Source organism: Spirulina sp. CS-785/01 (assembly GCF_028330525.1).
In the GTDB taxonomy this organism is placed as follows: Bacteria; Cyanobacteriota; Cyanobacteriia; order Cyanobacteriales; family Spirulinaceae; genus JAQMSD01.
This window is the reverse complement of the sequence record NZ_JAQMSD010000049.1, coordinates 1-24,945: the sequence shown is the minus strand read 5'-3', so window position 1 is coordinate 24,945 and position 24,945 is coordinate 1. Positions and strand designations below refer to the sequence as shown.

General features: G+C 45.8%; 20 protein-coding genes and 1 pseudogene. 8 read left to right on the top strand and 13 right to left on the bottom strand.

From position 1 onward, the window contains the following. Nucleotides 1-264 precede the first annotated feature (264 nt). Nucleotides 265-3,504: pseudogene (locus tag PN462_RS02495) on the bottom strand (Eco57I restriction-modification methylase domain-containing protein). Between the two features lie 81 nt (nucleotides 3,505-3,585). Here PN462_RS02495 and PN462_RS02485 point away from each other — a divergent pair. Beyond that, nucleotides 3,586-4,002: a retroviral-like aspartic protease family protein gene (locus PN462_RS02485; protein ID WP_272126329.1), complete on the top strand. Its 417-nt coding sequence runs from the start codon at nucleotides 3,586-3,588 to the stop codon at nucleotides 4,000-4,002. A gap of 8 nt (nucleotides 4,003-4,010) precedes the next feature. On the opposite strand, the gene PN462_RS02480 is transcribed toward PN462_RS02485, so the two are convergent. Together PN462_RS02480 and PN462_RS02475 are read right to left on the bottom strand one after the other, a co-directional pair. Further along, nucleotides 4,011-5,192 (bottom strand): hypothetical protein, encoded by a 1,182-nt coding sequence (locus PN462_RS02480; RefSeq protein WP_272126328.1) that lies wholly within the window; start codon nucleotides 5,190-5,192, stop codon nucleotides 4,011-4,013. Between the two features lie 53 nt (nucleotides 5,193-5,245). Next, nucleotides 5,246-5,638, bottom strand: coding sequence for a hypothetical protein (locus PN462_RS02475; RefSeq protein ID WP_272126327.1), 393 nt, complete (start codon nucleotides 5,636-5,638; stop codon nucleotides 5,246-5,248). Nucleotides 5,639-5,852: 214 nt separating this feature from the next. On the opposite strand from PN462_RS02475, the gene PN462_RS02470 reads away from it, so the two are divergent. Further along, nucleotides 5,853-6,683, top strand: a complete 831-nt coding sequence (locus tag PN462_RS02470; RefSeq protein WP_272126325.1) for an MOSC domain-containing protein — start codon at nucleotides 5,853-5,855, stop codon at nucleotides 6,681-6,683. Between the two features lie 255 nt (nucleotides 6,684-6,938). Here the strand turns inward: PN462_RS02470 and PN462_RS02465 are convergent, their stop codons facing one another. The 3 genes from PN462_RS02465 to PN462_RS02455 form a co-directional block, all read right to left on the bottom strand. Beyond that, nucleotides 6,939-8,351, bottom strand: coding sequence for an FAD-dependent oxidoreductase (locus tag PN462_RS02465; RefSeq protein WP_272126323.1), 1,413 nt, complete (start codon nucleotides 8,349-8,351; stop codon nucleotides 6,939-6,941). 218 nt (nucleotides 8,352-8,569) lie between these two features. Next, entirely contained in the window at nucleotides 8,570-9,637 is a 1,068-nt protein-coding gene (gene cobD, locus PN462_RS02460; RefSeq protein ID WP_272126322.1) for a threonine-phosphate decarboxylase CobD, read from the bottom strand. Between the two features lie 23 nt (nucleotides 9,638-9,660). Next, nucleotides 9,661-9,945 (bottom strand): HU family DNA-binding protein, encoded by a 285-nt coding sequence (locus PN462_RS02455; RefSeq protein ID WP_272126321.1) that lies wholly within the window; start codon nucleotides 9,943-9,945, stop codon nucleotides 9,661-9,663. A gap of 327 nt (nucleotides 9,946-10,272) precedes the next feature. Between PN462_RS02455 and PN462_RS02450 the strand changes: the two genes are divergently transcribed. Further along, a complete protein-coding gene (locus tag PN462_RS02450; RefSeq protein ID WP_272126320.1) occupies nucleotides 10,273-10,995 on the top strand; it encodes a hypothetical protein in 723 nt (240 codons plus the stop codon). 427 nt (nucleotides 10,996-11,422) lie between these two features. Continuing rightward, nucleotides 11,423-14,596 carry a response regulator gene (locus PN462_RS02445; RefSeq protein ID WP_272126319.1) on the top strand — a complete coding sequence of 1,058 codons (3,174 nt, stop codon included), beginning with the start codon at nucleotides 11,423-11,425 and terminating at the stop codon, nucleotides 14,594-14,596. A gap of 154 nt (nucleotides 14,597-14,750) precedes the next feature. On the opposite strand, the gene PN462_RS02440 is transcribed toward PN462_RS02445, so the two are convergent. Genes PN462_RS02440 through PN462_RS02430 form a run of 3 tightly spaced genes read right to left on the bottom strand, consistent with a single transcriptional unit; the run spans nucleotide 14,751 to nucleotide 16,688 of the window. Then, nucleotides 14,751-15,566, bottom strand: a complete 816-nt coding sequence (locus PN462_RS02440; RefSeq protein ID WP_272126318.1) for a salt stress protein, Slr1339 family — start codon at nucleotides 15,564-15,566, stop codon at nucleotides 14,751-14,753. A gap of 17 nt (nucleotides 15,567-15,583) precedes the next feature. Further along, nucleotides 15,584-16,186 carry a VWA domain-containing protein gene (locus tag PN462_RS02435; RefSeq protein WP_272126316.1) on the bottom strand — a complete coding sequence of 201 codons (603 nt, stop codon included), beginning with the start codon at nucleotides 16,184-16,186 and terminating at the stop codon, nucleotides 15,584-15,586. A gap of 25 nt (nucleotides 16,187-16,211) precedes the next feature. Continuing rightward, entirely contained in the window at nucleotides 16,212-16,688 is a 477-nt protein-coding gene (locus PN462_RS02430) for an NAD(P)H-quinone oxidoreductase subunit N (protein WP_272126315.1), read from the bottom strand. A gap of 241 nt (nucleotides 16,689-16,929) precedes the next feature. Here PN462_RS02430 and rplI point away from each other — a divergent pair, with 241 nt between their 5' ends. Together rplI and PN462_RS02420 are read left to right on the top strand one after the other, a co-directional pair. Further along, a complete protein-coding gene (gene rplI, locus PN462_RS02425) occupies nucleotides 16,930-17,388 on the top strand; it encodes a 50S ribosomal protein L9 (RefSeq protein ID WP_272126314.1) in 459 nt (152 codons plus the stop codon). Between the two features lie 202 nt (nucleotides 17,389-17,590). Further along, the gene (locus PN462_RS02420; RefSeq protein WP_272126313.1) at nucleotides 17,591-18,142 is read left to right on the top strand and encodes a transcriptional repressor; all 552 of its coding nucleotides are present in this window, start codon (nucleotides 17,591-17,593) and stop codon (nucleotides 18,140-18,142) included. Nucleotides 18,143-18,770: 628 nt separating this feature from the next. Here the strand turns inward: PN462_RS02420 and PN462_RS02415 are convergent. Next, a complete protein-coding gene (locus PN462_RS02415; RefSeq protein ID WP_272126311.1) occupies nucleotides 18,771-19,208 on the bottom strand; it encodes a SufE family protein in 438 nt (145 codons plus the stop codon). Nucleotides 19,209-19,375: 167 nt separating this feature from the next. Between PN462_RS02415 and PN462_RS02410 the strand changes: the two genes are divergently transcribed. Beyond that, nucleotides 19,376-20,236, top strand: a complete 861-nt coding sequence (locus tag PN462_RS02410) for a rhomboid family intramembrane serine protease (RefSeq protein WP_272126310.1) — start codon at nucleotides 19,376-19,378, stop codon at nucleotides 20,234-20,236. A gap of 219 nt (nucleotides 20,237-20,455) precedes the next feature. Here PN462_RS02410 and PN462_RS02405 read toward each other — a convergent pair whose 3' ends face one another. Continuing rightward, entirely contained in the window at nucleotides 20,456-22,147 is a 1,692-nt protein-coding gene (locus PN462_RS02405) for a DUF3685 domain-containing protein (RefSeq protein WP_272126309.1), read from the bottom strand. A 248-nt stretch (nucleotides 22,148-22,395) separates the two neighbouring features. Here PN462_RS02405 and ald point away from each other — a divergent pair, with 248 nt between their 5' ends. Continuing rightward, on the top strand, nucleotides 22,396-23,487 hold the full coding sequence (ald, locus tag PN462_RS02400; RefSeq protein WP_272126308.1) for an alanine dehydrogenase: 1,092 nt from the start codon (nucleotides 22,396-22,398) through the stop codon (nucleotides 23,485-23,487). Between the two features lie 248 nt (nucleotides 23,488-23,735). Here ald and PN462_RS02395 read toward each other — a convergent pair whose 3' ends face one another. Beyond that, nucleotides 23,736-24,212: a hypothetical protein gene (locus tag PN462_RS02395; protein ID WP_272126306.1), complete on the bottom strand. Its 477-nt coding sequence runs from the start codon at nucleotides 24,210-24,212 to the stop codon at nucleotides 23,736-23,738. A gap of 89 nt (nucleotides 24,213-24,301) precedes the next feature. After that, on the bottom strand, nucleotides 24,302-24,568 hold the full coding sequence (locus tag PN462_RS02390) for a hypothetical protein (protein WP_272126305.1): 267 nt from the start codon (nucleotides 24,566-24,568) through the stop codon (nucleotides 24,302-24,304). Nucleotides 24,569-24,945: the final 377 nt, after the last annotated feature.

Here is a 24,945-nt window from a genome sequence, read left to right as displayed (position 1 = left end):
GTAATCAACAAACCCCAAATCATCCCGTAGGGTGCGAAGCGCGACAGCGTAACGCACCAAAAACGCTCAAATAAAATAAACCGTAATCAACAAACCCCAGATCATCCCGTAGGGTGCGTTAGCGATAGCGTAACGCACCAAAAACGCTTAAATAAAATAAACCGTAATCAACAAACCCCAAATCATCCCGTAGGGTGCGAAGCGCGACAGCGTAACGCACCAAAAACGCGACATATTATTGAGTTTCCTTTCCTGCCACCCAACCTACAGAGAATAATGAATAGGCATTCTGGGGGGTGCAGTTTTCCACATTAACTCTATCTCCTCTGGGGTGAGTTGATAGGCTTGATTGACTAAATCAGCAAGTCGCCTTTCTAATGCAGCAATTTCCGCATTTCTCGCCTGTATTTGCGGTGCAAACTCATTGAAAACTTCCTTCGTCTTGCGGATATCGTGGACACTGAAACCCCCGGATTTTTTAGGCTTTCTTTTCTTGACTTCCTTAATAAAATCGTCTATATTTAAACTGGGGAAAGATGCCAACTTGCGACCTGCCTTTTCGATATCTTGTTCGTATTTCAGCCAATCTAAAACATCTTGATAACTCTGTTGGTTAATTCCTGTCAGTTCGATTAAACGGGAGACAAGGGGTTCAATTTCCTTGCGGAGATGATCTGTTGGGGGTGCAATGGGGAGAGTTTCAAACAAATATCCCATCGGACTAATTGAACCGGATAACATTTTAGTGAAGATACGATGACTACACCACCAAATGAGAGGAGAATTGAGACAACCCAGTAAATATAAATCCGCACTGGGTAGAATAAAGGTTTTATCATTACCGTATATCCCAGTTGTATCGAATGCGTATTGCGGTAAAGTTTGAATGACTTGGTAAATAATCTTAGGTTGCTCAAATAACTCATAATAATCTACAGAGTCTTGTATCTCATACCATTGATAACGTCCAGGTTTGCGTCCCTCCCACTTTCCATCACGCTTATTATTCCAGTCCTTGGGACGAGGTTCTAAACGCTTGCGGTACTGGCTGAGATAGTCTTTAATAGCAGGGTAGGCATCAATATTAATCCCCCGACGGGTGAAAATCATCCATAAATTTTGCCAGTCTGGACACCATCGCTTAATATCCTGACCCCGTAAATAGGGTTTAATAATCTCAGCAGACTTCCCATCCGCAACAATTAACTGATTTTTCGTTTCCTCATCAATTAAAAACGCATCATTACACCCCGTCTTTATCCCATAACAGGGTTTAACCCCTGCAAACTCCCGCAACGGGACACCTATCCCCCGTATCTTCTCCATCAACTGATCAACCGCAGGAGACTCCAAACTCCACGCATCCCCCGAAAACCGCGACCACGGGACCTCATACCCCTGCTGCTGCACATACTGAGCTAAATTCAGACTAGGTAACTCCTCACGAGACACCGAACACACCCAAACCGTCTCCTCCTCCCGTCTCTCCTTCCGCAACACCACAATACAGGGAAACGTATCCGCATCCTCAAAAATCGGTGCATGACCAAAATCAATAATTTGCTCAAACACCGTATGGGCCGCAAAAAACTCCCGTAACCCCTCCCCATATCCGGCCCGTAACCACTTATTGGTCACAATATACGATAACCGTCCCCCCTCCTTGAGCAACCGCACCCCCTGCTCATAAAAATAGACATATAAATCCGCCACCCCATCAAAGGCATGATAAACTTGCTCCAGATAAGCCTTAAACGGGGATAACAACTCCTGTCGCACATAGGGAGGATTACCAATCACCACATCAAACCCCCCCGTCGAGAGAATATCCGCAAACTCCCTCTCCCAGTCAAACGCAACCCTATCCACCTCTGGGTCACGAATTAAAGAATTTCCTAACTTAATATTCTCCGTTAAATCCGTTAACGGTTTCCCCTGCTTTGCAGTTTGTAACCAGAGAGACAACTTGGTGATCTCCACCGACTCCGGAGAAATATCCACCCCAAACAAATTATGCCGTAAAATCTGCTCACTAATCTCCTCCGTCTCCTCTCCCAACGCATCCGACACCTTTTTATATTCCCCCAACAAATAATCATAGGCCGCAATGAGAAACGCACCCGACCCACAAGCAGGGTCAAGGATACGCAAATTAGACAACACCTCCCGATACGCAACCCAACCCTCTCTCTCGTCGGCCTCCCTCTCCCGTATCTCCTCCCACTTCCGGTGCAGATATCCCCCCACCGTCACCCCGACAATATACTGGGTAATAAACGCAGGAGTATAAAACACCCCTTGCTGCTTCCGTTTCCCCCGTTTCTGGTCGTAGGTATCCCCCCTCGCAACCGCACGCAACTCCTCCAAGTCCGTCACCGACTGCTCAAAAATGCGGCCTAAAATATCAACCGACACCTCCGTTGCAAAGTCATACCGAGTCAACTGCATTAACTCCCCACAAATGCGGTCTGTCACCGTCAACTCCTCATCCAACAAAGGGTCATGTTTAAAAAGTCCCCCGTTATACCCAGAAATAGGGGGGTCTTCATTCCCCACATCCACCCACCGAAACACCGCTTTATAATTCTCCCAAATAGGACGGGGGTTGTAGGGGTCTTGATGGTCGTATGCGTTGCGAATAGTCCGACGAGGAAGGAGTCCCCGGTCTTCACAAAAGGCGATAAATAAAATACGGTCAAGGGTTTTTTGTGCTTTCTCAATTAAACTGGGGGTGCTTTCCTCTGTCGCAGTCCGTTGAAAGTGGGTGGTTAACTCCAGTCGTACCTGTTTATACTGTCGATAAAGCTCTTTGGTGACTTCCTCTTCTGCATCACTGGACTCGCTCATTAAACGATCAATACGAGAGGGACTATCGGGACTCTTTTCAGGGGGGAGAAAGTTGAGACGAGAGAGGAGGAAATAAAACCGCTTAAATGCCTCAAAGTCGAGCAAGTCTTCTAAAAAAAACTGCTCGTAATAGGCGGGAGTTTTACCGGTCTGATACAGTCGCAACTCCCGATAATTGGAGACAATCACCCATTGACAATCGGGGGTATAATTAGCATATCGCCACCCCTGATCAACGGGGGATTCTCCTTTCTTACTCCCTGGTTTATCTAAATCTATTTTTGCTCCTTTTAATTCAATAGGAGCAACAATTTTCCCCTGCAATTTCCGGTCAGGAGTAACCCCCGTAAACCGTCCCAACGCTGCATCTGCTGACCCTCCTCCGTCGGCAATAGCCGTCTCTGCGTGCAATTCCTAGGCTTTCCCTTTCCCCCCAATCACGGAACGATAGCCTAAAATGTTGGTAAAAATATCCTTTAAGAAATCCCCATGTAAAGAGGTTTCTTTAATATTATCTAATGTGCCATTTTTAAGCAACTTTACCCAGTTCTCAATAATCTCTTGCTTACGCTCAAAATCAGCAGGCAATTGAGCATTATTTAACCAATTATTGAGGGTTTTGCGGTGAAATAAAAAACGAGCTTTGGGGGAAGACATAAACAAAAACTAATTAAAGGGTACGCTTGCTTTAATTGACAAAACATATTATAATATAAATAAAACAATAATTTCGTAAATATGGGTAGAATCGTAACAAAGATTAGCATTTACAATCGAGGAGATCAAGTATTAGCAGAACGAAACTTAATCGCTCCTTCTGAAGTCCGTTCCTTAGAATTGAATGAAGTTTTAGTGGATACGGGAGCAACAACTTTATGTTTACCTGCGCCACAGATTGAACAATTGGGACTTTCCCTATTAAGAGAAGTCCCCGTCACTACTGCCCAAGGAATGGCAACAGCCCGCATTTTTCAAGATGCGAAACTCTCGCTATTTGGACGAGAAGGGACATTTGAATGTTTAGAACTTCCTGCGGATGCCGATCCCTTATTAGGCGTAATTCCGTTAGAATTTTTAGGCATTGAATTAGATTTAAAAAACCAAGAATTAAGACTTTTACCCCTTGATCCACAAGCCAGTTATTTAAGAATTTAGGGTCAGTGTCAATCAATTCCCCAAACCGTTAATGTCTTATTTTCTCCCACCGTTAACACCTGTTCACCTTCTCCCAGAATAGCCACCTGTTCCATCGCTGCAATTTCTGAGGTTTCTAGGGTGTGAAAGGTGTCCCCGGCATAAACATCCCAAAATTGAATCTTAGAATCCCGTCCCACACTCACCAACAACCGACCAAAAGGGGTAAATGCCATGGCCTTCACCGAGTATAAATGACCCGGAAACCGTCGTGTAATTCGTTGCGTCGAAATATCCCAGAGTAAAATATCCCCATACCATCCCGTTGTTGCCACGGTTAACCCATCGGGACTCAAGGCCGCACAGGCCGCATAACTCCTCAAAGTGATCGGACGATCGCGCGTTACCAAATCCCACACCTTCACCGTCTGGTCCCGACTACTACTCACCAACTGTTTCCCATCCGGACTAAACGCCAAATGAAGAATCGTCCCCCGGTGGGACCCCACCGTTAAATGTACCCCAAACGTCCCCACCAACTTCCCTTTCCGTAAATCCCAAAGATTAATCTTCGTATCCCCTCCCCCCGTCGCCAAAATCCCCCCATCCGGACTCACCGCAACTGCCGTAATTTCCCGTTGATGGCCATAAAAACAAAACTGCATCTCCCCCGACTGCCACACCTCAATGGCCGGAGTCCCCCCATTTTTGATGCGAATGAGATAATCCTCTTGGGTGACAGCATAAAGTTCCCGTGATCCCGCAGGGAGGCTGTAGAGTAGCGTTTCCCCTGCCCCAGGACACAAATAAACCCGCTTTCCCCGACGATAGGCCATCCGAGTCCCATCCGCACTCAACACCGTCCCAAAGCCCGTTTTCATCGTCTTAACCGGACTCAAGAGACGATAGGGCAAATATCCCCGCAACAAGCGACGCACCTGGGGATCAGCTTGCCGTTGTAACAGCATATAAGCCACGCGCTGCACCTCCAGCGCATCATCCGTTAACCCCTCCAACAACAAGGAAACCCCCTCTTGGCCATACTTCGCCACCGCTTGTAAGGCCGCCACCCGCACCTCCGCCACCGGACTGGCAAACCGTCGCTGAATGCCTGCCAACCCCCCCAACACCATCGCCCCTTGGGGGGCAAAATTCGGTGATCCGAGGACTGCATCATCCTCTCTCGGTTGTCGGGGTTGCGAGTTGGCCATAACTCCGGTTGCGGGATAGGTGCAAATACAGTGACTGTTACCCTCAGCGAGAATTAACTTAAAATATCTTGACGGACAGATCCCCCGTCAAAGAGGACAAACCATACTTCACTGGGGCTTTTATGGAAGTGGGTTACTTTAACGGTTTTTCCGGTATGGGGAAGGGTAATGTCATCTCCCGCTTTCAGATTCTCATTTTCTAAAATAAGGGGGGGTTTTTCCCGTTTCTTAGGTTTGCGACTGGGTTTAACAGATTTACCCCCACCACTGGGTTTACCCCCACTGGGTTTTTTCGGGGTTTTGGGCCGACTGGGAGGGGGAGACAGATTGGGAGATTTAGCTGTGGGTATCTCTTGTTTGCTGTCTCCTTCGGGTTTCGGGGGAGACTTGGGGGGTTTGGGCCGAATGAGTGCGTCTTTTTTGGCTTGTTCGCTTTGCTCTGCCATGAGTGCTTGGGTGTTGATGACTTTTCAGACTGTTTTAATACTACCGGACTTCGGTTTGATCATTCTAGTTCAGGATTGATTTTGAGAAAGGAAGGCAAAAAAGAGGCGTGGCATAGTATAGTTTGAACCATTCCAGCCCCAGAGGGACACAGAGGGGAGGGTTTTGTTTTCATTGGTCATTGTCTGATTATTTCAAGGACTTGGGGGTTTAGCGATGCAGCTTACACAAATTTCCGTTTATCCGATTAAATCTTGTCGAGGGGTGTCTCTGGAGTCCGCAGAGGTGACTTTGAAGGGGTTTAAGGGGGATCGGGAGTTGATGATTGTGGATGAAAATGGGATATTTATTACCCAGCGTCAATATCCCCAATTGGCGTTAATTGAAGTGGAACGAAAGGGGGAGACGGTGATGTTATCTAGTTGTACTGGAAGTCCGGCTGCGGTGACGTTTCCTTTAATACAAACGGGGGAGAAAGTTGGGGTAGAGATTTGGCGCGATCGCACCTTAGCCATTGATCAAGGAAACACCCCTGCCCAGTGGTTACAAGCCTTTTTACAAACCTCAAAAAATATCCGTTTGATGGGTCAATCTCCTGATCATATTCGACCCATTGATCCCCAATATTCCCCTTCTCCTCAGCATCCAGTTAGTTTTGCCGATGGCTACCCATTTTTACTCACCAATACGGCCTCTTTAGCAGAACTGAACCGCCGCATTAATGCCAATTATAATGATACAAGCCAAGCTGTCCCAATGAACCGTTTTCGCCCTAATTTGGTGATGGAAACGGAGCATCCGTTTATTGAGGATACTTGGACACAAGTGAAAATTGGCGAAGTGGTATTTGATGTAGTCAAACCCTGTAGTCGTTGTATCATTACCACAACAGATCAAAAAACGGCTCAACGCAACGAGTTAAAAGAACCGTTAAAGACGCTTAGTACCTTCCGTCAAAAAGGCGGAAAAATCTTTTTTGGACAGAATTTAATTCCTCGTAATACTGGGGTAGTGAGGATATTTGATGAAGTTTTGGGTAATGGATAATTGGTAATGGGTCAGGGTGCTAAGAAACCCGGTTTCTCCTTATAATAACTCTTGTCTAATATCTTTGTGTCTAATATCTTTGTGTTCTTTGTGTCTTTGTGGTTCAACCCTCCAACTCTCAACTAAGCAGTTACGCATTTAAATGGGGATACCGTAGCGACCCAGATAGTCCCATTACAAGATTTCTGGGATTTTTGATGTTTAGGTTTAGATAATGAACAGCTTATTTTATCCTTAAAACAAGAGTTTTCAACCCTAATTAAACAAAGATCGTCGCCACAATAACCAGCGTTTTCTAAGACGATTGAACCATGTTTTTTTATTCCAGCGATCGCGCTTCCAAGCTAAAGCCGTTTGTCTAACAATTTCTGATAAACTGGGGGAGAGTTGCGGAAACTTTAACAGTTGATTTAAATGGAGTTTATTTTGAACCGCAACTGCTAAAATATCCACCACCTCTGCCGCTTGCGTCCCAACCACAGTTGCCCCTAATATTGTACCATTTCGATGGATAATTAATTTACAAAATCCGGTAGTTTTTTCAGTTAAAATGGCTTCAGCATTATGCTTGAATTGTTGCCGATAAATTAACGCTTTTTTCCCATACCGTTGTTTCGCTTGTCGGGCTAAAAGTCCCACTTGGGAAAGCTGGGGAGAGGTAAAAATCCCCCAAGGGATGCCATAATATTGGGTGGAAAATAGGGGGAGATAGAGAGCATTTTTTAACGCAATGCTGGCTTCATGTTGGGCAATATGGGGCTGATGATATCCCCCTAATAATGTCCCACAGGCATAAATTTTAGAGTTAGTTGTTTGTAACAGTTGGTTAGTGAGAACTTTGCCATTTTTAACGGTGACTCCGACCCCAGTTAAATTTAAATCTTTCACATTAGCTTGGGGGGGAGTAGCCCAAATAATTTCCTGGGCAGAAATAGCATAATCTCCGGCCTGTATCCAGCATTGTTGATCCAGTTTTTTGACTTGTAAAACGGGGGACTGGGTATAAATTTTAACACCGTTGGCTTCGAGTTGTGCTTGTAACAGTTGAACCGCTTCTAAGTCTTCATTGGGGAGTAACCCTTTGTCAGCGACTAGGGTGACTTCTTTCCCCAATTGTTGTAAACTTTGGGCTAATTCTAACCCTTGGGGAGTTCCCCCAACAATGAGTAATTGGGAGGGGAGTTTTGTAAGTTGATCCTGTTCCCAAAGTTGGTCAATAGTTAAGCCTAAATTTGCCGATTCTGGGGGAGGGGTGACGGTTGTTCCTGTGGCGAGTAAATAAGCCCGCGATCGCAATTTTCTCCCCTTGACAATAAACCCCAATTGGGGTAAACGGCAAAAGTCACCATTGCCTTCAATCCAATCAATGCCCAAAGCACTTAAAATAGCGGGTGCAGTTTGAGCATTTAAGGTACTAACAGCTTCTTGGAGAGATGCGATCGCAGTATTCCATTGTAACCCCCGAATTTCCCCTTCAATCCCCCATTGGGGCCATTGTTCCGCCGTTTGTTGCACGGTCCCCAAATGACTCAACCGACGCAACGGGTCATTTTTCCCAGAAGACCCCCCTCCCTGACTCACCAACGCCACCCGCGCCGCCAAGGCCGCCGCCGTCATCGCCGCATAAATTCCTTCTGGGGTACTACCAATTATGACTAAATCATACATTTTGGGGTTATTTGTTATTTGTTATTTGTTATTTGTGAAATAGGGAACAAGGAACAGAGAACAGGGAACAGGGAACAGAGAACAGGGAACAGGGAACAGTAAACAGTAATGTTGTTTGTTCTGGGTTCTTTGTTCTCCCCCATCTCCCCCATCTCCCCTTTGTGTCCTTTGTGTCTTTGTGGTTCACCCATTACCAATTACCAATTACCCATTACCCATTACCCATTACTCATTACCCAATACAACGCATTTAAAAGTTGTTGATTTTCTCGTTCTGTGCGGATAGCGATGCGAAAATAGCCTTCGCCCAACTCTGGAAAACTGAGACAATCTCGGATTAAAATACGAGAGCGTCGGAGTAATGCCGCCTGTAACCGGGAAGTCTGCATTTCACTCTCCACTAACAGAAAATTAGCGTATCCTTTCAGGGGGGACAGTCCGCTAATATACTGTAATTCCTCAAATAACATCGATCGCGCTAAAGGAAGCCAATTCCAGGTTTGCTGTTGAAAAATACTATCCTGGAGAACCGCCACCCCTGCTTCTGCGGCCAAACAATTAATCGACCAGGGATCGCGCATTTTTTGCCACCGTTGCAAGCGGTCCGGGTGGGCCACCGCATAGCCTAACCGTAACCCCGGTAAACTGTAAAATTTGGTCAAAGACCGCAAGACCACCAGTTGAGGATATTGGGGGATGTAGGGGATTAAACTTTCTTGCTCAGAGGGGGCGAGAAAGTCCATAAACGCCTCATCCACCACCACAAGGTCAAATTTATCCAACAGGGGTAAAATCTCGCTCACCGTCCATAAATGCCCCGTAGGATTGTGGGGATTATTGAGAATTAACCCAGAGCGCGGTTTTGGATAAGTGGGGAGACAAGCCAAGGAGGGGTAGTCCTCAAGGGATAATAGACAAGTCTCCACCTGCCCAGAAAACGCCTGTAACGCCCTGGTATAGTCATTAAAAGCCGGAGTGGGGAGATATGTTACCCGATATTGAGCCAACTCCCACCCCGCCCAAGTGAGCAACTCCGCCGCCCCATTGCCAGGTAAAATCCAACTGGGTGAGAAATGATGGAATCGCGCGATCGCATCTCTTAACGTCGTATAATTGGGGTCTGGATAGGCCGTCAGCGACTTTAACCCCCGTTGAATGGCAGCGATCGCACTTTGGGGCGGTCCTAGGGGATTAATACTGGCCGAAAAATCCACAATAGCATCAGGGGAACAGCCGGCCAGTTCTGCTGCCCATGCAATATTCCCCCCATGCTTTGGTCGTTGCACTTCCTTTCTTACTGGTGACTCCGTTACTCAGTTTCCGAGGAAACTTGGTCTTTAAACAGTTTTCCCGCAGAAAAGGCCGGAATACGAGTGGCCTTAATCTCCATTTTCTCACCCGTTTTCGGATTGCGGCCTTCCCGTGCCTTGCGATCGCGGGGTTCAAACGAGCCAAACCCCACTAAAGTTACTTTATCGCCTTCTGCCACGGAATCCATGATCGTCTCAATGGTCGCAGCGATCACAGAATCCACCTGTTTCTTCGTGATGCCTGTTTTTTGATGCACTTGATCGACTAACTCACCTTTGTTCATATCTAGCTCCTATTGTCTGGCTTTCGTTATCAGGGAACTCCCAAAATAAGCTCAAAAAAAAGAACCACTACAGCATCAGCAGGAAGACCCATGGCCAAAACCTGCTGAAATTCCTGTAGGCTCAAACTTACACGCTCCTCATTCTACGCTCTGTCGGCTCGTTCTGGATCGCTCTCAGTATGAATTTATTAGTTTTTTTGGCAAATTTGGGGTTTATTGTGGGTTATGGGGAGATGGGGGAGGTAGGGGAGATGGAGGAGGTGGGGGAGAACTCAAACTATTTCTGTGAACAACCCAAAAGCAGTCCAGACTATATTAGAGGGAACAATGACAGGATTTTCCATGGAACATAGCCTAGAAATGCAGGAAGTTGCGATCGCCATTAATGTCGCCGACTTCAACCCCGGTTCTTTTAATCTCGATTTTTTAAAAATGAGTGGCATTATCCCCAAAGACTGGGAATTAGTCCAACAACCCGTCTTAAATAATGCTCTCTCCCAGATCAGCTTTACCAATGGGGTGAATATCATCGCCCAACCCCGCACCATCACCTTTCTCGAAGCTATCAATAAGCGGGAACTCTCGGCCATTCTAGCCCCACGGGTAGCCCGACAATGTTTAGATAAACTGGCCCATGCAGAATATAGGGGAGTTGGCATCAACCCGAAAATTCTGATTGGCTTTCCCCAACAAGAGGATGCGGCCCGCAAATATATTGTGGAAACCCTCTTAGCTCCTGGGGAATGGCGAGAGTTTGGCCAGGCCCCCCTCAAAGCATCTATTAATCTAAGTTATCAACTGAGTCGGTGTCCGTTGAGTTTAAATATTACAGAAGTTCGCTTACAACAGCCACAACAGGGGTCTATCCCTGCCTTACTCTTTACCGGAGGGTTTGCCTACAGTATCCCCAAAGAACACCAATCCCAAAAAGCTGCCTATTTGAAAAAACGGATCAGCAATTGGCAAGGGGATTTTGAGGCGTTTCGAGAGATGATTCACAAAAAGTTCTTAGGCGAAAAACGCACTCTCTTTCCCAATCAAATTTTATAGAGGGTTATCTATTGGTGACAAGTTAAGATAACCTATTTTTGGTCAAATATTTAGGAGCATCGGGAGAGAGAGAAGCATTGAAACTAAAATTGTAGTCCTAAGAGTCTCAGCCCTCTTGCTAAAAAATTCCTTAAAATTTGAACATATTGATCAATGACGACTAACAGAACTGGACTGCTTAGGTACAATCAAGGTGAAAACTCCCATCGCTCAAGGTCAAAGCATATCCCATCCTTGAAAGGGATGGGTGTTCAAGATCACGGTTCGTAAAGGAGATTCTGCTTTTATTCTGGGATACCTCCCCCTGAAGACCGTGGTGTTGTGCGAAATTGTCTAAATTGGGTCTGCGAGGGTTGGACAGGCTGCTCTAACGCTCTATGGAGACGGTTAGAGACGCTCAACCGTTGAATGATAACCCTGTTTTCTTATGCCTCACTTTCCTTTCCGTAACCTTCCTCTCCGTTCTGTTTTGGTCATTCCCTTTGTACTGCAAGTCTGTGCGGCGGTTGGCTTAACAGGGTATTTATCCATTCGCAATGGACAGAAAGCGGTGAATACGTTGGCCAGTGAACTCCGCAGTGAAATTGTAGCCCGCATTGATCAAAAACTGTTCTCTCTGCTTAATATTCCTCTGCAAGTCAATCAAAATACGACTTCTTCGGTCCGCTTAAAGTTACTCAATTTACAGGATTATCCCACCCTAGAACGGTATTTTTGGAATCAGTTGCGACAATTTGAGGCGTTAACTTTTATTAGTGTGGGGACTGAGACGGGGTATTTTGTCGGGGCCGAACGTCAAGGGGATGGGTCTTTGGATATTTTGCGTAAGACTCCCCAAACCCAAGGCCGTTTAGAGGATTGGACAACGGGCGATCGCGGCAATCGTCTTCAATTAAGAGATTTTACCCCAAAGTATAACCCCCGTGGTCGGCCTTGGTATAAAGTGGCCGCAGAAGCAGGACAACTGCAATGGAGTGAGGTTTATGGGTTGACAACGACGCAACGATTAGCCATTTCGGCCAATCAACCAATTTATGATCAAGGGGGAGAATTGTTGGGGGTGAGTAGTGTTGATCTCGCGTTGGCCGATATTAACCGCTTTTTGACCCAGTTAAAAATCGGGGAAACCGGGGAGACGTTTATTATGGAACGGTCGGGGTTATTGATTGCGGCCTCTACTGGAGAACCATTATCGACGACCAACGGACAGCGACAAAATGTAATTACCTCTCCCTCTCCTCTCATCCAAGTCACCAGTCAATATATACAGGACAAATTTGGCAGTTTTCAACCCATTCAACAGACGCAACAGTTTAAGATTCCGGCCCGTCTCTCTGCTGCGGGAGATATCGGCCAACAACGTTTGTATGTTCAGGTGACTCCCCTACAACAAACCGGAGGGATTGATTGGCTGATTGTGGTGGTGATTCCGGAATCGGATTTTATGGCGGAAATTAACGCCAATACCCGGACTACGATTATACTCTGTGTTGTGGCGTTGGCGGTGACGATTGGCCTCAGTGTTTTAACGGCCCGTTGGATTAGTCAACCTATTTTACAACTGAGTCAAGCTAGTCGTGCGATCGCGCAAGGCAATTTAAATCAACAAGTCCACAACCAAGCCATTCGAGAATTAGAGGTTTTGGGGAAAGCCTTTAACCACATGGCCCAACAACTGAAAGCCTCTTTTGACGCATTACAAGACGCGAATAACGACCTTGAACAACGGGTTTTAGCCCGTACCGCAGAAGTCCAAGAACAACGGTTATTTTTACGTACAGTGATTGATAATGACCCCAATTTAATTTTTGTCAAAGATTGGGACGGTCGCTTTATTTTAGTGAATGAAACCCTCGCACAGATTTACGGGACAACAGTAGAGGAATTATTGGGGAAAACTGACGCTGATTTTAACCCGAATCCCTCCGAAGTGGAACAGTTTTTAGCTTGGGACCGAGAGGTGATGACCACGGGACAACGACAAGTGAGTGAAGAAACCTTAACCGATAGCAAAACTGGGGAGGTTTACCATTTATATACCATTAAACAACCGCTACAATCTCCCCAAGATCAAAGTTTACAAGTGTTAGGGGTTGCCACCAATATTACAGACCGGAAACAGTTTGAAGAAGCACTTCAAGAGGCCAAGGAGGCCGCTGATACGGCCAACCAAGCTAAAAGCGAGTTTTTGGCTAATATGAGTCACGAGTTACGCACCCCCCTCAATGGTATTTTAGGCTATGCCCAAATTTTACAACAGGCCAATGATCTCCAGCCCCATCACCGGAAAGGGGTACAAGTCATTCAACAAGCGGGAACGCACTTGTTGACGTTAATTAATGATATTTTAGATTTGGCTAAAATTGAAGCTCGGAAAATGGATTTAGTCCCGAAAGACTTTCATTTTCCTGCTTTTCTCACCGGGGTGGCAGAAATTGCCCGCATTCGGGCAGAAAATAAAGAGATTAATCTCTATTATCAGGTTGACCCTCACATTCCCCAAGGAGTTTTTGCGGATGAAAAACGCTTGCGCCAAGTGTTAATTAATTTATTGGGTAATTCGGTTAAATTTACCCATCAAGGGAGTGTCACTTTTCAGGTACAAGTGTTAAACTCTGGAGAGGAAGAAAAGCAATCTCTTTCAGGGTCTCCGCATACTGCGACTACTCTAATCCGTTTTTTAATTCGGGATACAGGAGTAGGAATGAATGAGCAACAATTGGCTAAAATCTTTCTCCCTTTTGAGCAAGTAGGAGCGAAGTCTCAACAGTCTGAAGGGACAGGGTTAGGATTATCAATTTGTCTCAAAATTGTGGAAATGATGGGGAGTGAAATTAAAGTGGAGAGTGAGGAGGGGGTGGGGAGTACCTTTTGGTTTGATGTTGAATTGCCTATTTCTCAGGAGTGGATTCAAGCAGCGATCGCATCTGACCAAGGCAAAATTATCGGCTATACTGGAGACTCACAAAAAATTCTAATTGTGGATGATCAAGTAGTCAATCGTTCAGTGTTACGGGAAGTTTTAACCCCCTTGAGGTTTGACATTGCAGAAGCGGACAATGGCCGGGAGGGGTTACGGTTATGGGAGTCTTTTCAACCGGATTTAATTATTACAGATATTGTGATGCCAGAGGTGAATGGGTATGAGATGGTTAAACGTATTCGTGAAGATGATCCCAATTTACCCATTATTGCATCGAGTGCCAGTGTTTCTGCAACAGATCAAAGTGAAGCAAAACGGATAGGGTGTAATCAGTTTTTGGCGAAACCCGTACAAATGGAAGAGTTATTTAAGATATTACAGAAGTTTTTATCATTGCAATGGGTTACAGAGTCGAAACCCGAAGATCAGGGTAATTTTTCTAGGAGGACACAAGATGATGCTCAACTCCATTTCCCCCCTCCCCAAGCGTTACAAGGAATGCTTTATGCGGCTAAAATTGGTGATATTGATGCAGTCGAAACCGAGGCCGAACAATTTAAACAGCTTGATCCCAAATATCATGAGTTTGCCACCCAAATTTTAGAGTTGGCTCAAGAGTTTGATGATCGTCGGATTTTGATATTACTAAATCGCGCCATTTCTACGTCAGGAAAATAGTTAAATCAATTAACAATTAACAATTAAGAGTTAACGTAATCGTAGGTTGGGTGAAGCGTAGCGTAACCCAACACCCCCAAGGTGGAAAATATATTGCATCAGTATTTCAGAAGAAAAATAAGCTCTCAAGAGCTTACTACGAACGCGCTAGAAACTATCCTTGTTGGTTGTCCCATAAGACCGCTAAATAATCAATGGCCGCTTCTAACTTGGACGGGTAATTATAGGCAAATTCCTCAAACCATAACCCCTCATCTGAATAGGGGTCTAATTCATTTAACCATTGTTTCGCCTTCTTCTCTAAGGCTTTACGACGTTGTTGTTTTTTCCATTCTTGCTTACGTTGTTCTTGAATGAATTGTTCTTGATTTTTTAACCGTTCTTCAACAATTTCCCCCTCTTTTTGCTGCTGTTGGAAACCTTGCATCATTTCGGTTAATTGTAAATCAGTTTGGGGATTCGTGGGGAGTGGAGACTGTTGTTGTTTTTCGCTGAAGTCTGCTTGTAAGTCAGCTAATAATTGGTCAGTTTTAGCCGAAACCGGGGGTTGTTTAACGGGAGTGTCTGGTTGACGTTGGGAGAGTTGCGCTTGGAGTTCGGCTAAATTATGATTAACTGGGGAATTCTCCTGAGATGGGGGTTGGGCGGGTTTTGAGGATTGAAACTTGGCTAAGTTTTGGTCAAGGTCGCTGGTTTCTGAGGGAGCTTGTTGGGTAAACTGGGCTTGCAGGTCTTCTAAGGCACGACTGGTTTGATCGGCCTGAGAATCATCATTCTGAGCCGTCTGGGAGTCACGAGAAGGCGGGTTTGAGGACATAGACGGGTTGGGAGTCGTTTGCTGAAATTTTGCCTCGATATCGGCAAATAGATTAGACTCCGGTTGAGACTGTTCCGGTTGAGTGTTCCCTTGTTGCTGTTTGTGGGTAAACTCAGCTTTCAGTTGTTCGAGGTGGTCATCCAAAGAACTCATGATCTGGGATTATGGGATTATGCGATCGCCTTAAATAATTCTTGGGTGAGGCTAGTTGTCTCCATTGTATCGAGGGAAACGCAATCCACAATATTAAACTTGACTCCCGCTTCTTTCAGTTGTTCGTCTAAGGTATCTAAAAACTGACTCGCTTGGGTATCTGTTCCCACCTGGATAAACGAAAGGCGGATTTCTTCGGAATGTTCTAAATTGCGCGAGATTTCGGCTAAAATGCGTAAGACGGCCTTGCGATCGCGGATTGTCCCATCCGTCACCACCAAAAACATCTCCCCATTGGGTTGGGCCATCCCCATATCCCGACGCTGAAAATAATTGTGCATCGCATCATCCAACACCCCGGCCAACTCCGTATGGCCTGACGGAGTATTCTCGTGGAAAATACGCTCGACTTGTTCCGACGTAACATGATCATAGCGACGGAAGCGACCCGAAAACAGATACACGGTAATCCCATCAGGATCAGCTTCCTCGCATTTCTGCGCTAAAGCAAGGGTGGACTCCTGCATAATTTGCCAGCGACTTTTCCCCGTCTGTGGTTCGATCTGTGACATACTGCCACTTTTATCGATAATAAGCGTATAATCTCGCCAATTTAGCATTCCAATTCCCTTGCTTTGTGCATCTCTAAGCCGCCGTTAATACCGATTTTAACGGTTGCCAACGAAAATATCGTTCTCCTCCCAATTCTAAAACCACTTTAATTTTAGGTTCTTGTTTCGGCAAATTGCTCAGATAGTCGATTTCTTGGCGAGAGAGAACAATCCCATCCACAATCCACAATACCAGTCCTCTCGCATCACTGGGGAGGGATTCCAGTTGACTCAAAGCCAAAGCAGGGACAAAATAAACTGGCCCCACACAGGCTTTATTACCAATATCTTTTTTCCCCAAATGCGGGGGACGAACTCCGTGGGTGTCGGTAAGATAGGCACTCAAGTCTCCCAGTCCTCGCGCACTGAGATGATAGGTTCTATACCCTTTGGTTCGTAACCGTCGTTGATAGCGTCCTTCAAACCCTCCTTCGAGGGGAGCATAAACGCCTAATGCGCCGTGGTCTTCTAATTCCCGGATAAATTTATTCCCAGTTGTCAGCAGTGGCATGGGTTTCGCTTTTGTGATAAGTCTGTCGCTCTATTATAGGGGGCGGTGATCTGCCCAATCAACTGTCTGGGGGGAGAATTCCTGAACAATTCCTCCTGAAGCCTAGGTTTGGGATTCTTGCGATCGCGCTTTCCCCCGTTATACAATGGGAGACTGTGGCTTATTTCAGACCCTAAGCCTGATCAGAAAAAATCTTAGCTGCCCAACCAATCAAAATAATTCGTAATCACTCGGAGAAACTATGGCCAAGCGCATACAAGTCGTATTAAACCAAGATGTCAGTAAACTGGGACAAGACGGAGATGTCGTAGAAGTCGCCCCCGGTTATGCTCGGAACTATCTCGTCCCCAAAGGCTTCGCCATTCCCGCCACCCCTGCCATTTTACGGGAAGTAGAACGCAGACGGGAAATGGAACGGCAACGGCAACTCGAAATCAAACAACAAGCCGAGTCTCGCAAAACCGCCTTGGCCACAGTTGGTCGTCTCGTCATCCGCAAACAAGCCGGGGAAGAAAAAGCCATCTTCGGAACCGTCACCAACCAAGATATTGCCGATGTAGTGAAAGAACAAGCGGGACAAGATATTGACAAACGCAACGTCACCCTCCCCGAAATTCACCAATTAGGCAATTATCAAGTCGAAATCAAACTACACCCCGAAGTCACCGCAACCGTAGATATCGAAGTCGCCCCTCTCTAGGAAGTATCAGACAGGAAATGGGGGAGCATCGGAAGCATCGGGAGACTTAAAACAGTAGGTTGGGTGTAACGGAGTGAAACCCAACCTACAATTAACTCCCAACTCCCCCAACTCCTAAAAAATATTCTCAGTTGTTTAATTTTGTTGCAAATGCCAACGGAAGACGCTAACATTGTCAATAAGTCGTATTTGCCGAAAATTTATGCTTCCCTACACTGCGAGTACCCTGAAAGCAGAACTCAACGCACGGGGATGGCGTTTAACGCCACAACGGGAAAAAATTCTGCACGTTTTCCAAAATCTCCCTCGGGGCAATCATTTGAGTGCCGAAGAACTGCACGAACTACTAGAAAAGCGAGAAGAAGGGGTTAGTTTATCCACCATTTACCGCAGTGTGAAGCTCATGGCGAGGATGGGCATTTTACGAGAATTAGAATTAGCAGAAGGACACAAGCACTACGAACTGAACCAACCCTATCCCCACCATCATCACCACATGGTCTGTGTTCAGTGTAACAAAACGATTGAATTTAATAATGATTCCATCCTCAAACATAGTTTAAAACAATGTGAGAAAGAGGGATTACAACTCATTGATTGTCAATTAACGGTGACAACCATTTGTCCAGAAGCCTTACGTTTAGGGTGGCCGTCTGCATTACCGAGTAATTGGTCTTGTTCTCGCTCTATTTCTGAAAGTTCCTCCTCTGAACTCCCCTTAGTTGAGCCAACAGAGCAAGAAGAAGAAGAATAGAGTATTAAACGCACAAGAATTTTTTATTCTGTCTCAGACAGAACACCTATTGAAATGAATTAATTAGCATGAATTAATCAGACTAAAAAAATGCTCATTCGTCATTATAGGTTCATAGTAAGCTATTTTGCATTTAAATTAGTATGTGATAGGAGGGAACAGGGAAAGGAATTAGAGTATTTTTTCCTCACTTGAAGAAACCCAGTTTAAAAGTGTTTTACCTAAGACCATTTAGGGCTTACAATAAATGGACTCTATACCAGTCAAACGTATTTTATCCTAAGCATTCAGAGACTTTTGATCGGTTCGTAGTAAGCCCTTTAGGGCTTCTTTCCCCTCTAACCGTATAACAGCGATATTTTTATTAATTTTCTGAGGTTTCCCAACCCGTTTTAACGGGTTTAAGCTCTTAGCCTTGGGTTTGAACCCAAGGCGTATTTACTATAATCACTGGGTCAACCTATATTAAATTATTTAGAGGGGAGCAAGATTTTTAATTTTCCGATAGGTTTCCCAACCCGTTTTAACGGGTTTAAGCTCTTAGCCTTGGGTTTGAACCCAAGGCGTATTTACGAACCTATAATCACTGGGTCAACCTATATTAAATTATTTAGAGGGGAGATTAACTTTACTCGCTGGTGGCCAGTTGAAACGCGAGGGCTTTTTTCTTCATCATTTGAAAAATATTGTAAAACCCGTTCGCACGAGACGGGGTTAAGCTCACTTTTAACCCCGTTTCTTCGATAAAATCGGGAGTCACTTTTAAAATTTCTTCCGGAGTTAACCCATTTAATCCTTCAATCAGGAGTGCCACTAAACCTTTCACTAATTGTGCGTCAGAGTCCCCTAAATAGCTCACTTTACCGTCTTCTAGATCGGCGGTGATATACACTTGAGACACACAGCCTTGGACTTTATTTTCTGGGATTTTGCCCTCCTCTGGGAGGGGTTGCAGTTTATTCGCCAAAGAGAGCAGTTGTTGATAGCGTTGTTTGGGGTCTTTACGCCGTTTAAATTTCTGGACAATCCGATCTAATTTTGGGGGAAGATAAGTCTCTGATGACATAATTTAGAACTGTTGCACCTAAGATAACCAGTGATCACAATTCCCAGTGTAACAAGAGTTTGATCCGACTGAATCTATATTCAGAAAGGGTTTAGAATTCTTGGGTTGCCTCGCCTTGCCTAGACGATTCCGCTAAAATAACGGCTAATGTCCCTCTTGTTGCTCCTATGCTCAAACGTCAAACCAGTGGTGAAGTTGCTTGTCTGTCTTGTCGTCAACAGGTGTCGGTGAAAGAAACCCGTTGCCCCCACTGTGGCCGCAAAAACCCCAGTCTGTGGGGCTATGCTCAGACGTTACAACAGTTTGGCCTAGATTTAGGGGTGGTTTCCCTCATTACTTGGGGGTGTATTGGCTTATATCTTGTGACTCTGGTGGCGGATTGGCAGAATATTGGCATGAGTGGGGGATTTTTGGGGTTTTTGTCGCCGAGTTTGGCCAGTTTGGTGGCCTTTGGGGCGACGGGGGCAATGCCTGTGTTTGCCCTACACCGTTGGTGGACCGTGTTGAGTGCCACTTGGTTACATGGGAGTTTGCTGCATATTGCCTTTAATTTACTCTGGGTGCGTCATTTAGCCCCGGATATTGCCTATGGGTATGGGGCGGCGCGGTTGTTGATTATATTTATTCTGTCGGGGGCGACGGGGGCATTTTTAACCAGTGGGGCCGGGGAATATCTGACGGGGTTTTTAAGGGGTGCGCCTCTGGCTGTGGGGGCTTCTGGGGGGGTGTTTGGGTTGTTTGGGGCCTTGGTGTCTTATGGCCATGCGACTCAAGACACGGTTGTGCGCAAGACGGGGTTAGTCTATGCGCTGGTGGGGTTTGTGTATGGGTTATTAGTGCCGAATGTGGATAATTGGGGGCATTTTGGCGGGTTTTTGGGGGGGTTATTGTTAACTCAGTTACCGGGGTTTCATCCCCTGCAACCGGAAAAACAGTGGCATTGGTTGGGGGCGGTTGTTTTGTTTCTGTTGACGGTGGGGAGTGTGGTTTTTTCGGTGGTGCATCTTTGGTTGTTGGCGAGGGGTTAATGGGGAAGATATACCTTGGGTTGAAACCCAAGGCTAATAGCTGAAACCCGTTAAAAACGGGTTAGGGAAACCGAGAGAATGTTCAATATTGAACCGTCTAAAATCATTGGCTGGGTTCGTTTTAGAGAGTAGTTGGTGCGATTGAACTGTTATACTGTCAGGGGCTAAATAAGCTGGCAAGCGAGCTTACTAGGAAGGGGTTAAAATTCATCGGGTGGGTTAATTCCTGTTTTGTTTTCTCCGATATCTTGTTTCTTGTACTGTATTTCCTAATCCCTGTACTACGCCTTGACCAATTAAGCCAATAGCGCGACCAATGACTTGTGTTAGAATGTAAACGACTCCACTTCCGGCAAAGGAAATAATTGCTCGTAAACGGGGAGCGATCGCATCCCTAAATTCTAAAGCAATCGTCACCCCCCAACGCAGTCCTGTCAACTGTTCTAACTCCTCTAAACGAGGGGCATAAATTTTAGTCATCCGCACCTGATTTCCGACTAAAATAAATAAGCGATATTGACTCTCAAAAATGGCTTTTGGTTCACCAAAATATTGATTCTGTCGATATTGCCAAGACAAGTCATTTCGCAAGCGGGCAATTTCCCGTGAGGAAAGGAATTGACGCTCATACAAAATATACTTTAACTGCTCGGCTTCTGCAAATTCATTTAAAATTAACTGGACTGAACCATTGGCAATATTTAATAATAAATGTTCTAACCAGAACATAACCCGTTTTTTGGCTTCTGGGGAGTCGTAGGGATAGGGGATATTATCAATTTTAACGGGACTGGCAAATAAAAAATAAGCGCATAAATCCACCACAAACGGGATTTTCTGTAACCGCGTTTCATCCAAGGATGCAGTATTCCGAATGACTCGATCTACCAAGGAAACCGACTCCTCAGAAGGGGGGCAATATTTCCGTAAAAACTCTAATGTAGTATTCTGCCACAACTCCCGCACGATTAACATTTTCTGTGCGTCTAACTCCCCTTCAGTGACTTGGAGAAACTGCAATTCCTCGATAATTTTCTCCCATTGCTGAACCGCCAAATACAGCAACTCTTGGCGTTTATCCGGTTGCAGAATATCGAATTCCATGCGCACCCCGGTCTTATTGTCAACCCCAAAATGAACTTTATTTAAGACTTCTTCCACAACCGAAGGTTGACGGACAATGGCGGAATTTTCGGGAACCTCCGAGGCTTCATTTTCGGGGAGTTGAGGAGGGGGAGACTGGGGGGAGTCTGGGGGCGTTAAAACGACTTCAACGGGCAGTAATTGATCCACTAACCATTGGGCGGCCTTGAGTTCCCGTTGGCGACCTTTCCAGAACACCCAATCGAGGGTGGTGAGTTGTTCTTCTTGGTCGAATTTTTGCTCAATCTCTTGTAAACTTTCCCGAATTTGGGCTAACCCTAAACGACGGAGGTTATATAACCAACGGGGAGGGGGTTTGGGGACATTGAGAGACCCAGGGGAGGGGGTTTGGGGAGTCCCGGAGAATTGCCAAACGGTTTCTCCTGTGGCAATCTGTTGTAGGGTACTGGCGATCGCATCAATACTTGACCCCTTGGGCAAATAGGCCGCCACCCCCGATGCTTGTAAAGCCAGTAATAACCGCCGATCCTGGAGTGCGGTGAGGAGTAAAATGGGAACATCAGGATATTGTTCCCGGATATCCTGAATAAAGGAAAGCGGGTCAAAACCATCTTGAGTCGATAAGACCTCCACTGCCATCACCAAATGGTCTCGCTGTGCCACCTCTGATAAGCGAGAGAGGGCGTTCTCCGTCTCCACCGCATCAAGAACCGTAACCTCCGCAACTGTCGCTAAAGCGGTAGCTAACCCCAAACGAAACACCGGGTCATCTTCAACTAATAATAAATCAAGGGAGCGATCGCTCATAACACTTAGACAACACCTCCCCCAAGGAGGCATGACGGATCAAAGCATAATTCCAGCTTACAAGAAATTGTCCTCTGCTTGGGAGTAAACAGTAAGCAGTAAGCAGTAAACAGTAAACTGCAATCTGCATCCCGTAAATGTGAGCAAAGCAGCAGAAATCCTCAAACCACAGACAATATCCTAGTGACATCCTCCCATAATTTGCAACAATAGACCCATAAGCCCCCTTACATGGCTACAGTTTCATCATGGATATCGGTATTCCAAAAGAAATCAAAGACCAAGAATTTCGCGTCGGATTAACTCCCAGTAGTGTGCGTGTCCTCTGTGAACAACAGCATAACATCTTCGTAGAAACCCAAGCCGGACTCGGTTCAGGGTTTCGGGATGAAGACTACCAAAACGCCGGGGCCAAAATCGTCTCCTCCGCCAAAGAAGCCTGGGATCAGCAGATGGTGGTTAAAGTAAAAGAACCCCTCCCCTCCGAATATCCCCTGTTAAAACCCGAACAAATCCTTTTTACCTTCCTCCACTTAGCCGCAGACCGTCAATTAACCGAAGCGATACTTAAAGCGGGTATTATTGGCATTGCTTACGAAACCGTAGCCCTAGACAACGGCCAACTCCCCCTCTTAGCCCCCATGAGTATCATTGCAGGCCGTTTATCCGTACAGTTTGGGGCGAGATACTTAGAAAAACAACAAGGAGGACGAGGAGTCCTTTTAGGGGGAATTCCTGGAGTCCGTCGGGGTAAAGTGGTGATTCTCGGTGGGGGTGTCGTCGGGACCGAAGCTGCAAAAGTGGCAGTCGGACTAGGCGCACAAGTCCAGATTATTGATATTAATGTCAATCAATTAAATTATCTCGAAACCCTCTTTGGGAAACAAGTGGATTTACTCTACAGTAACCCTATTCATATTGAAGATGCCGTCCGAGAGGCGGATTTACTGGTGGGGGCGGTATTAGTCCCCGGAAAACGTCCTCCCACTCTCGTTTCCCGTGATTTAGTTGCCCAGATGCGTCCTGGTTCAGTTATTGTGGATGTGGCGGTCGATCAAGGGGGATGTATTGAAACGCTGCGGCCTACCTCCCACAGTAATCCGACCTATGTAGAAGAAGGGGTGCTTCATGTCGGTATTCCCAATATGCCAGGGGCTGTTCCTTGGACGGCAACTCAGGCGTTAAATAATAGTACCTTACCCTATGCGGTGAAGCTGGCTAATCACGGGTTAGCGGCGTTAAGTCAAGATCAAGTATTAGCCGGAGGACTGAATGTGAAAAATCACCAGTTAGTCCATCCTGCGGTTAAAGAGGTTTTCCCAGATTTGGGTAAGTCATGATGTGATGGGGGAGATGGGGAAGATGGGGAGTAACTACTGTTTACTGTTTACTATTTACTGGTTACTCTCGGTGAAACTAAAAATCGCTGAAAGTTGGCTAAAAGCCTTGCTGTGATTAGTTTCTGTCCTTCTTCTTAGGTTAACTTCCTCCTTATTCCAACATCTGCCATCTGCCATCTGCCTTCGGATGCTGGTTACTGTTCCCAGTTCCGGAGTTCCCTGTTCCCTTGTTCACAAACAACAAACCCTTAATTAACAAAGACTTCTCCTTGTTCATTAATTTGTACGGCTAAATCTTCTCGGGCCATGTGGTCTGCTTCGACTAGGACTAATTCTAATTGACCGGGGGTTGCTGTGGCGCGGGGGATGGCGTTGATGAATCCGCCGTCGGGACGGACAAAGGTGAGGTTGGTGGGAGTGTCTAGGTTGTTTAACATCTCGCTGGAGACTTCAGATAAGCTGCGTCTTTCGGTTTGTCCTCGGACTTGATATTGGATGTCAATCCCTGTGGAGTTGGTGAGTTTGATGTTAACTTGACCGGATGCGGGGTCTAAGACGGTTTCTGGGTTGGTCCAACGGTAGGGGTTTGCTGTTCCTTGGGCCACTCGATAAGGGGTTTGGGTGTCGGGGGTGTCGGGGGTTTGTGCGGCCAAGGGGGTGGAGAGTCCGAGAATTACTGTTCCGGTGAGGAGTCCGAGTTGTTTGAGGGGTTGAGTAATTTGCATAGAGTTAAGTCTTAATTTTGAAGTTTGCAGGGTTGGCCTGTTGCGGCCAACCGAGTCTAGTTTGGGCTAGTCTGTAGGAGAGACGGGGTTTACCACCACTTGCGATCGCCATTTTCATCCATTCTCGCTTGTCGAACCACGTCGGAAATTTCTTCCGCGTCTCTTACGTGGTGGAGTGCTTTCTGTTCCCCATCTTCTTCATCTACAATAAAGTAGGTGGGGACTGTAATTTGCTTAATGGTAATATCGGGGGTATCGGCAGCAATTTGTTGTGATTTTTCTTCGATACTTTGGGGTTGTTCTGCGATGCGATCGCCCGGATTAATGGTAGAAAAGTTTTGGGTTTGAGTATCCATACTATATAGTAAATTCGTTTACGTTCTACAAAATTTGTTTGAGGCGCGATGACAAAAACCATCACCACGCTACATTTTCACCCTAACGAGTCTCCCACCCCTCTCCCATCCCTGAAAAGTGATAAATTCCCGATTCTTTCCTGTCGTTCCTAAGATAGAGTGGGGTGGATAACAGTAAACAGTAATCAGTAAACAGTAATCAGTAATCAGTAATTAGCATCCGAAGGCAGATGGCAGATGGCAGATGTTGGAATAAGGAGGAAGTTAACCTAAGAAGAAGGACAGAAACTAATCAGAGTAAGGCTTTCAGCCTATTTTAAGTGATTTTAGTTTCACCGAGAGTAACCAGTAAACAGTAGTTACTCCCCATCTCCCCC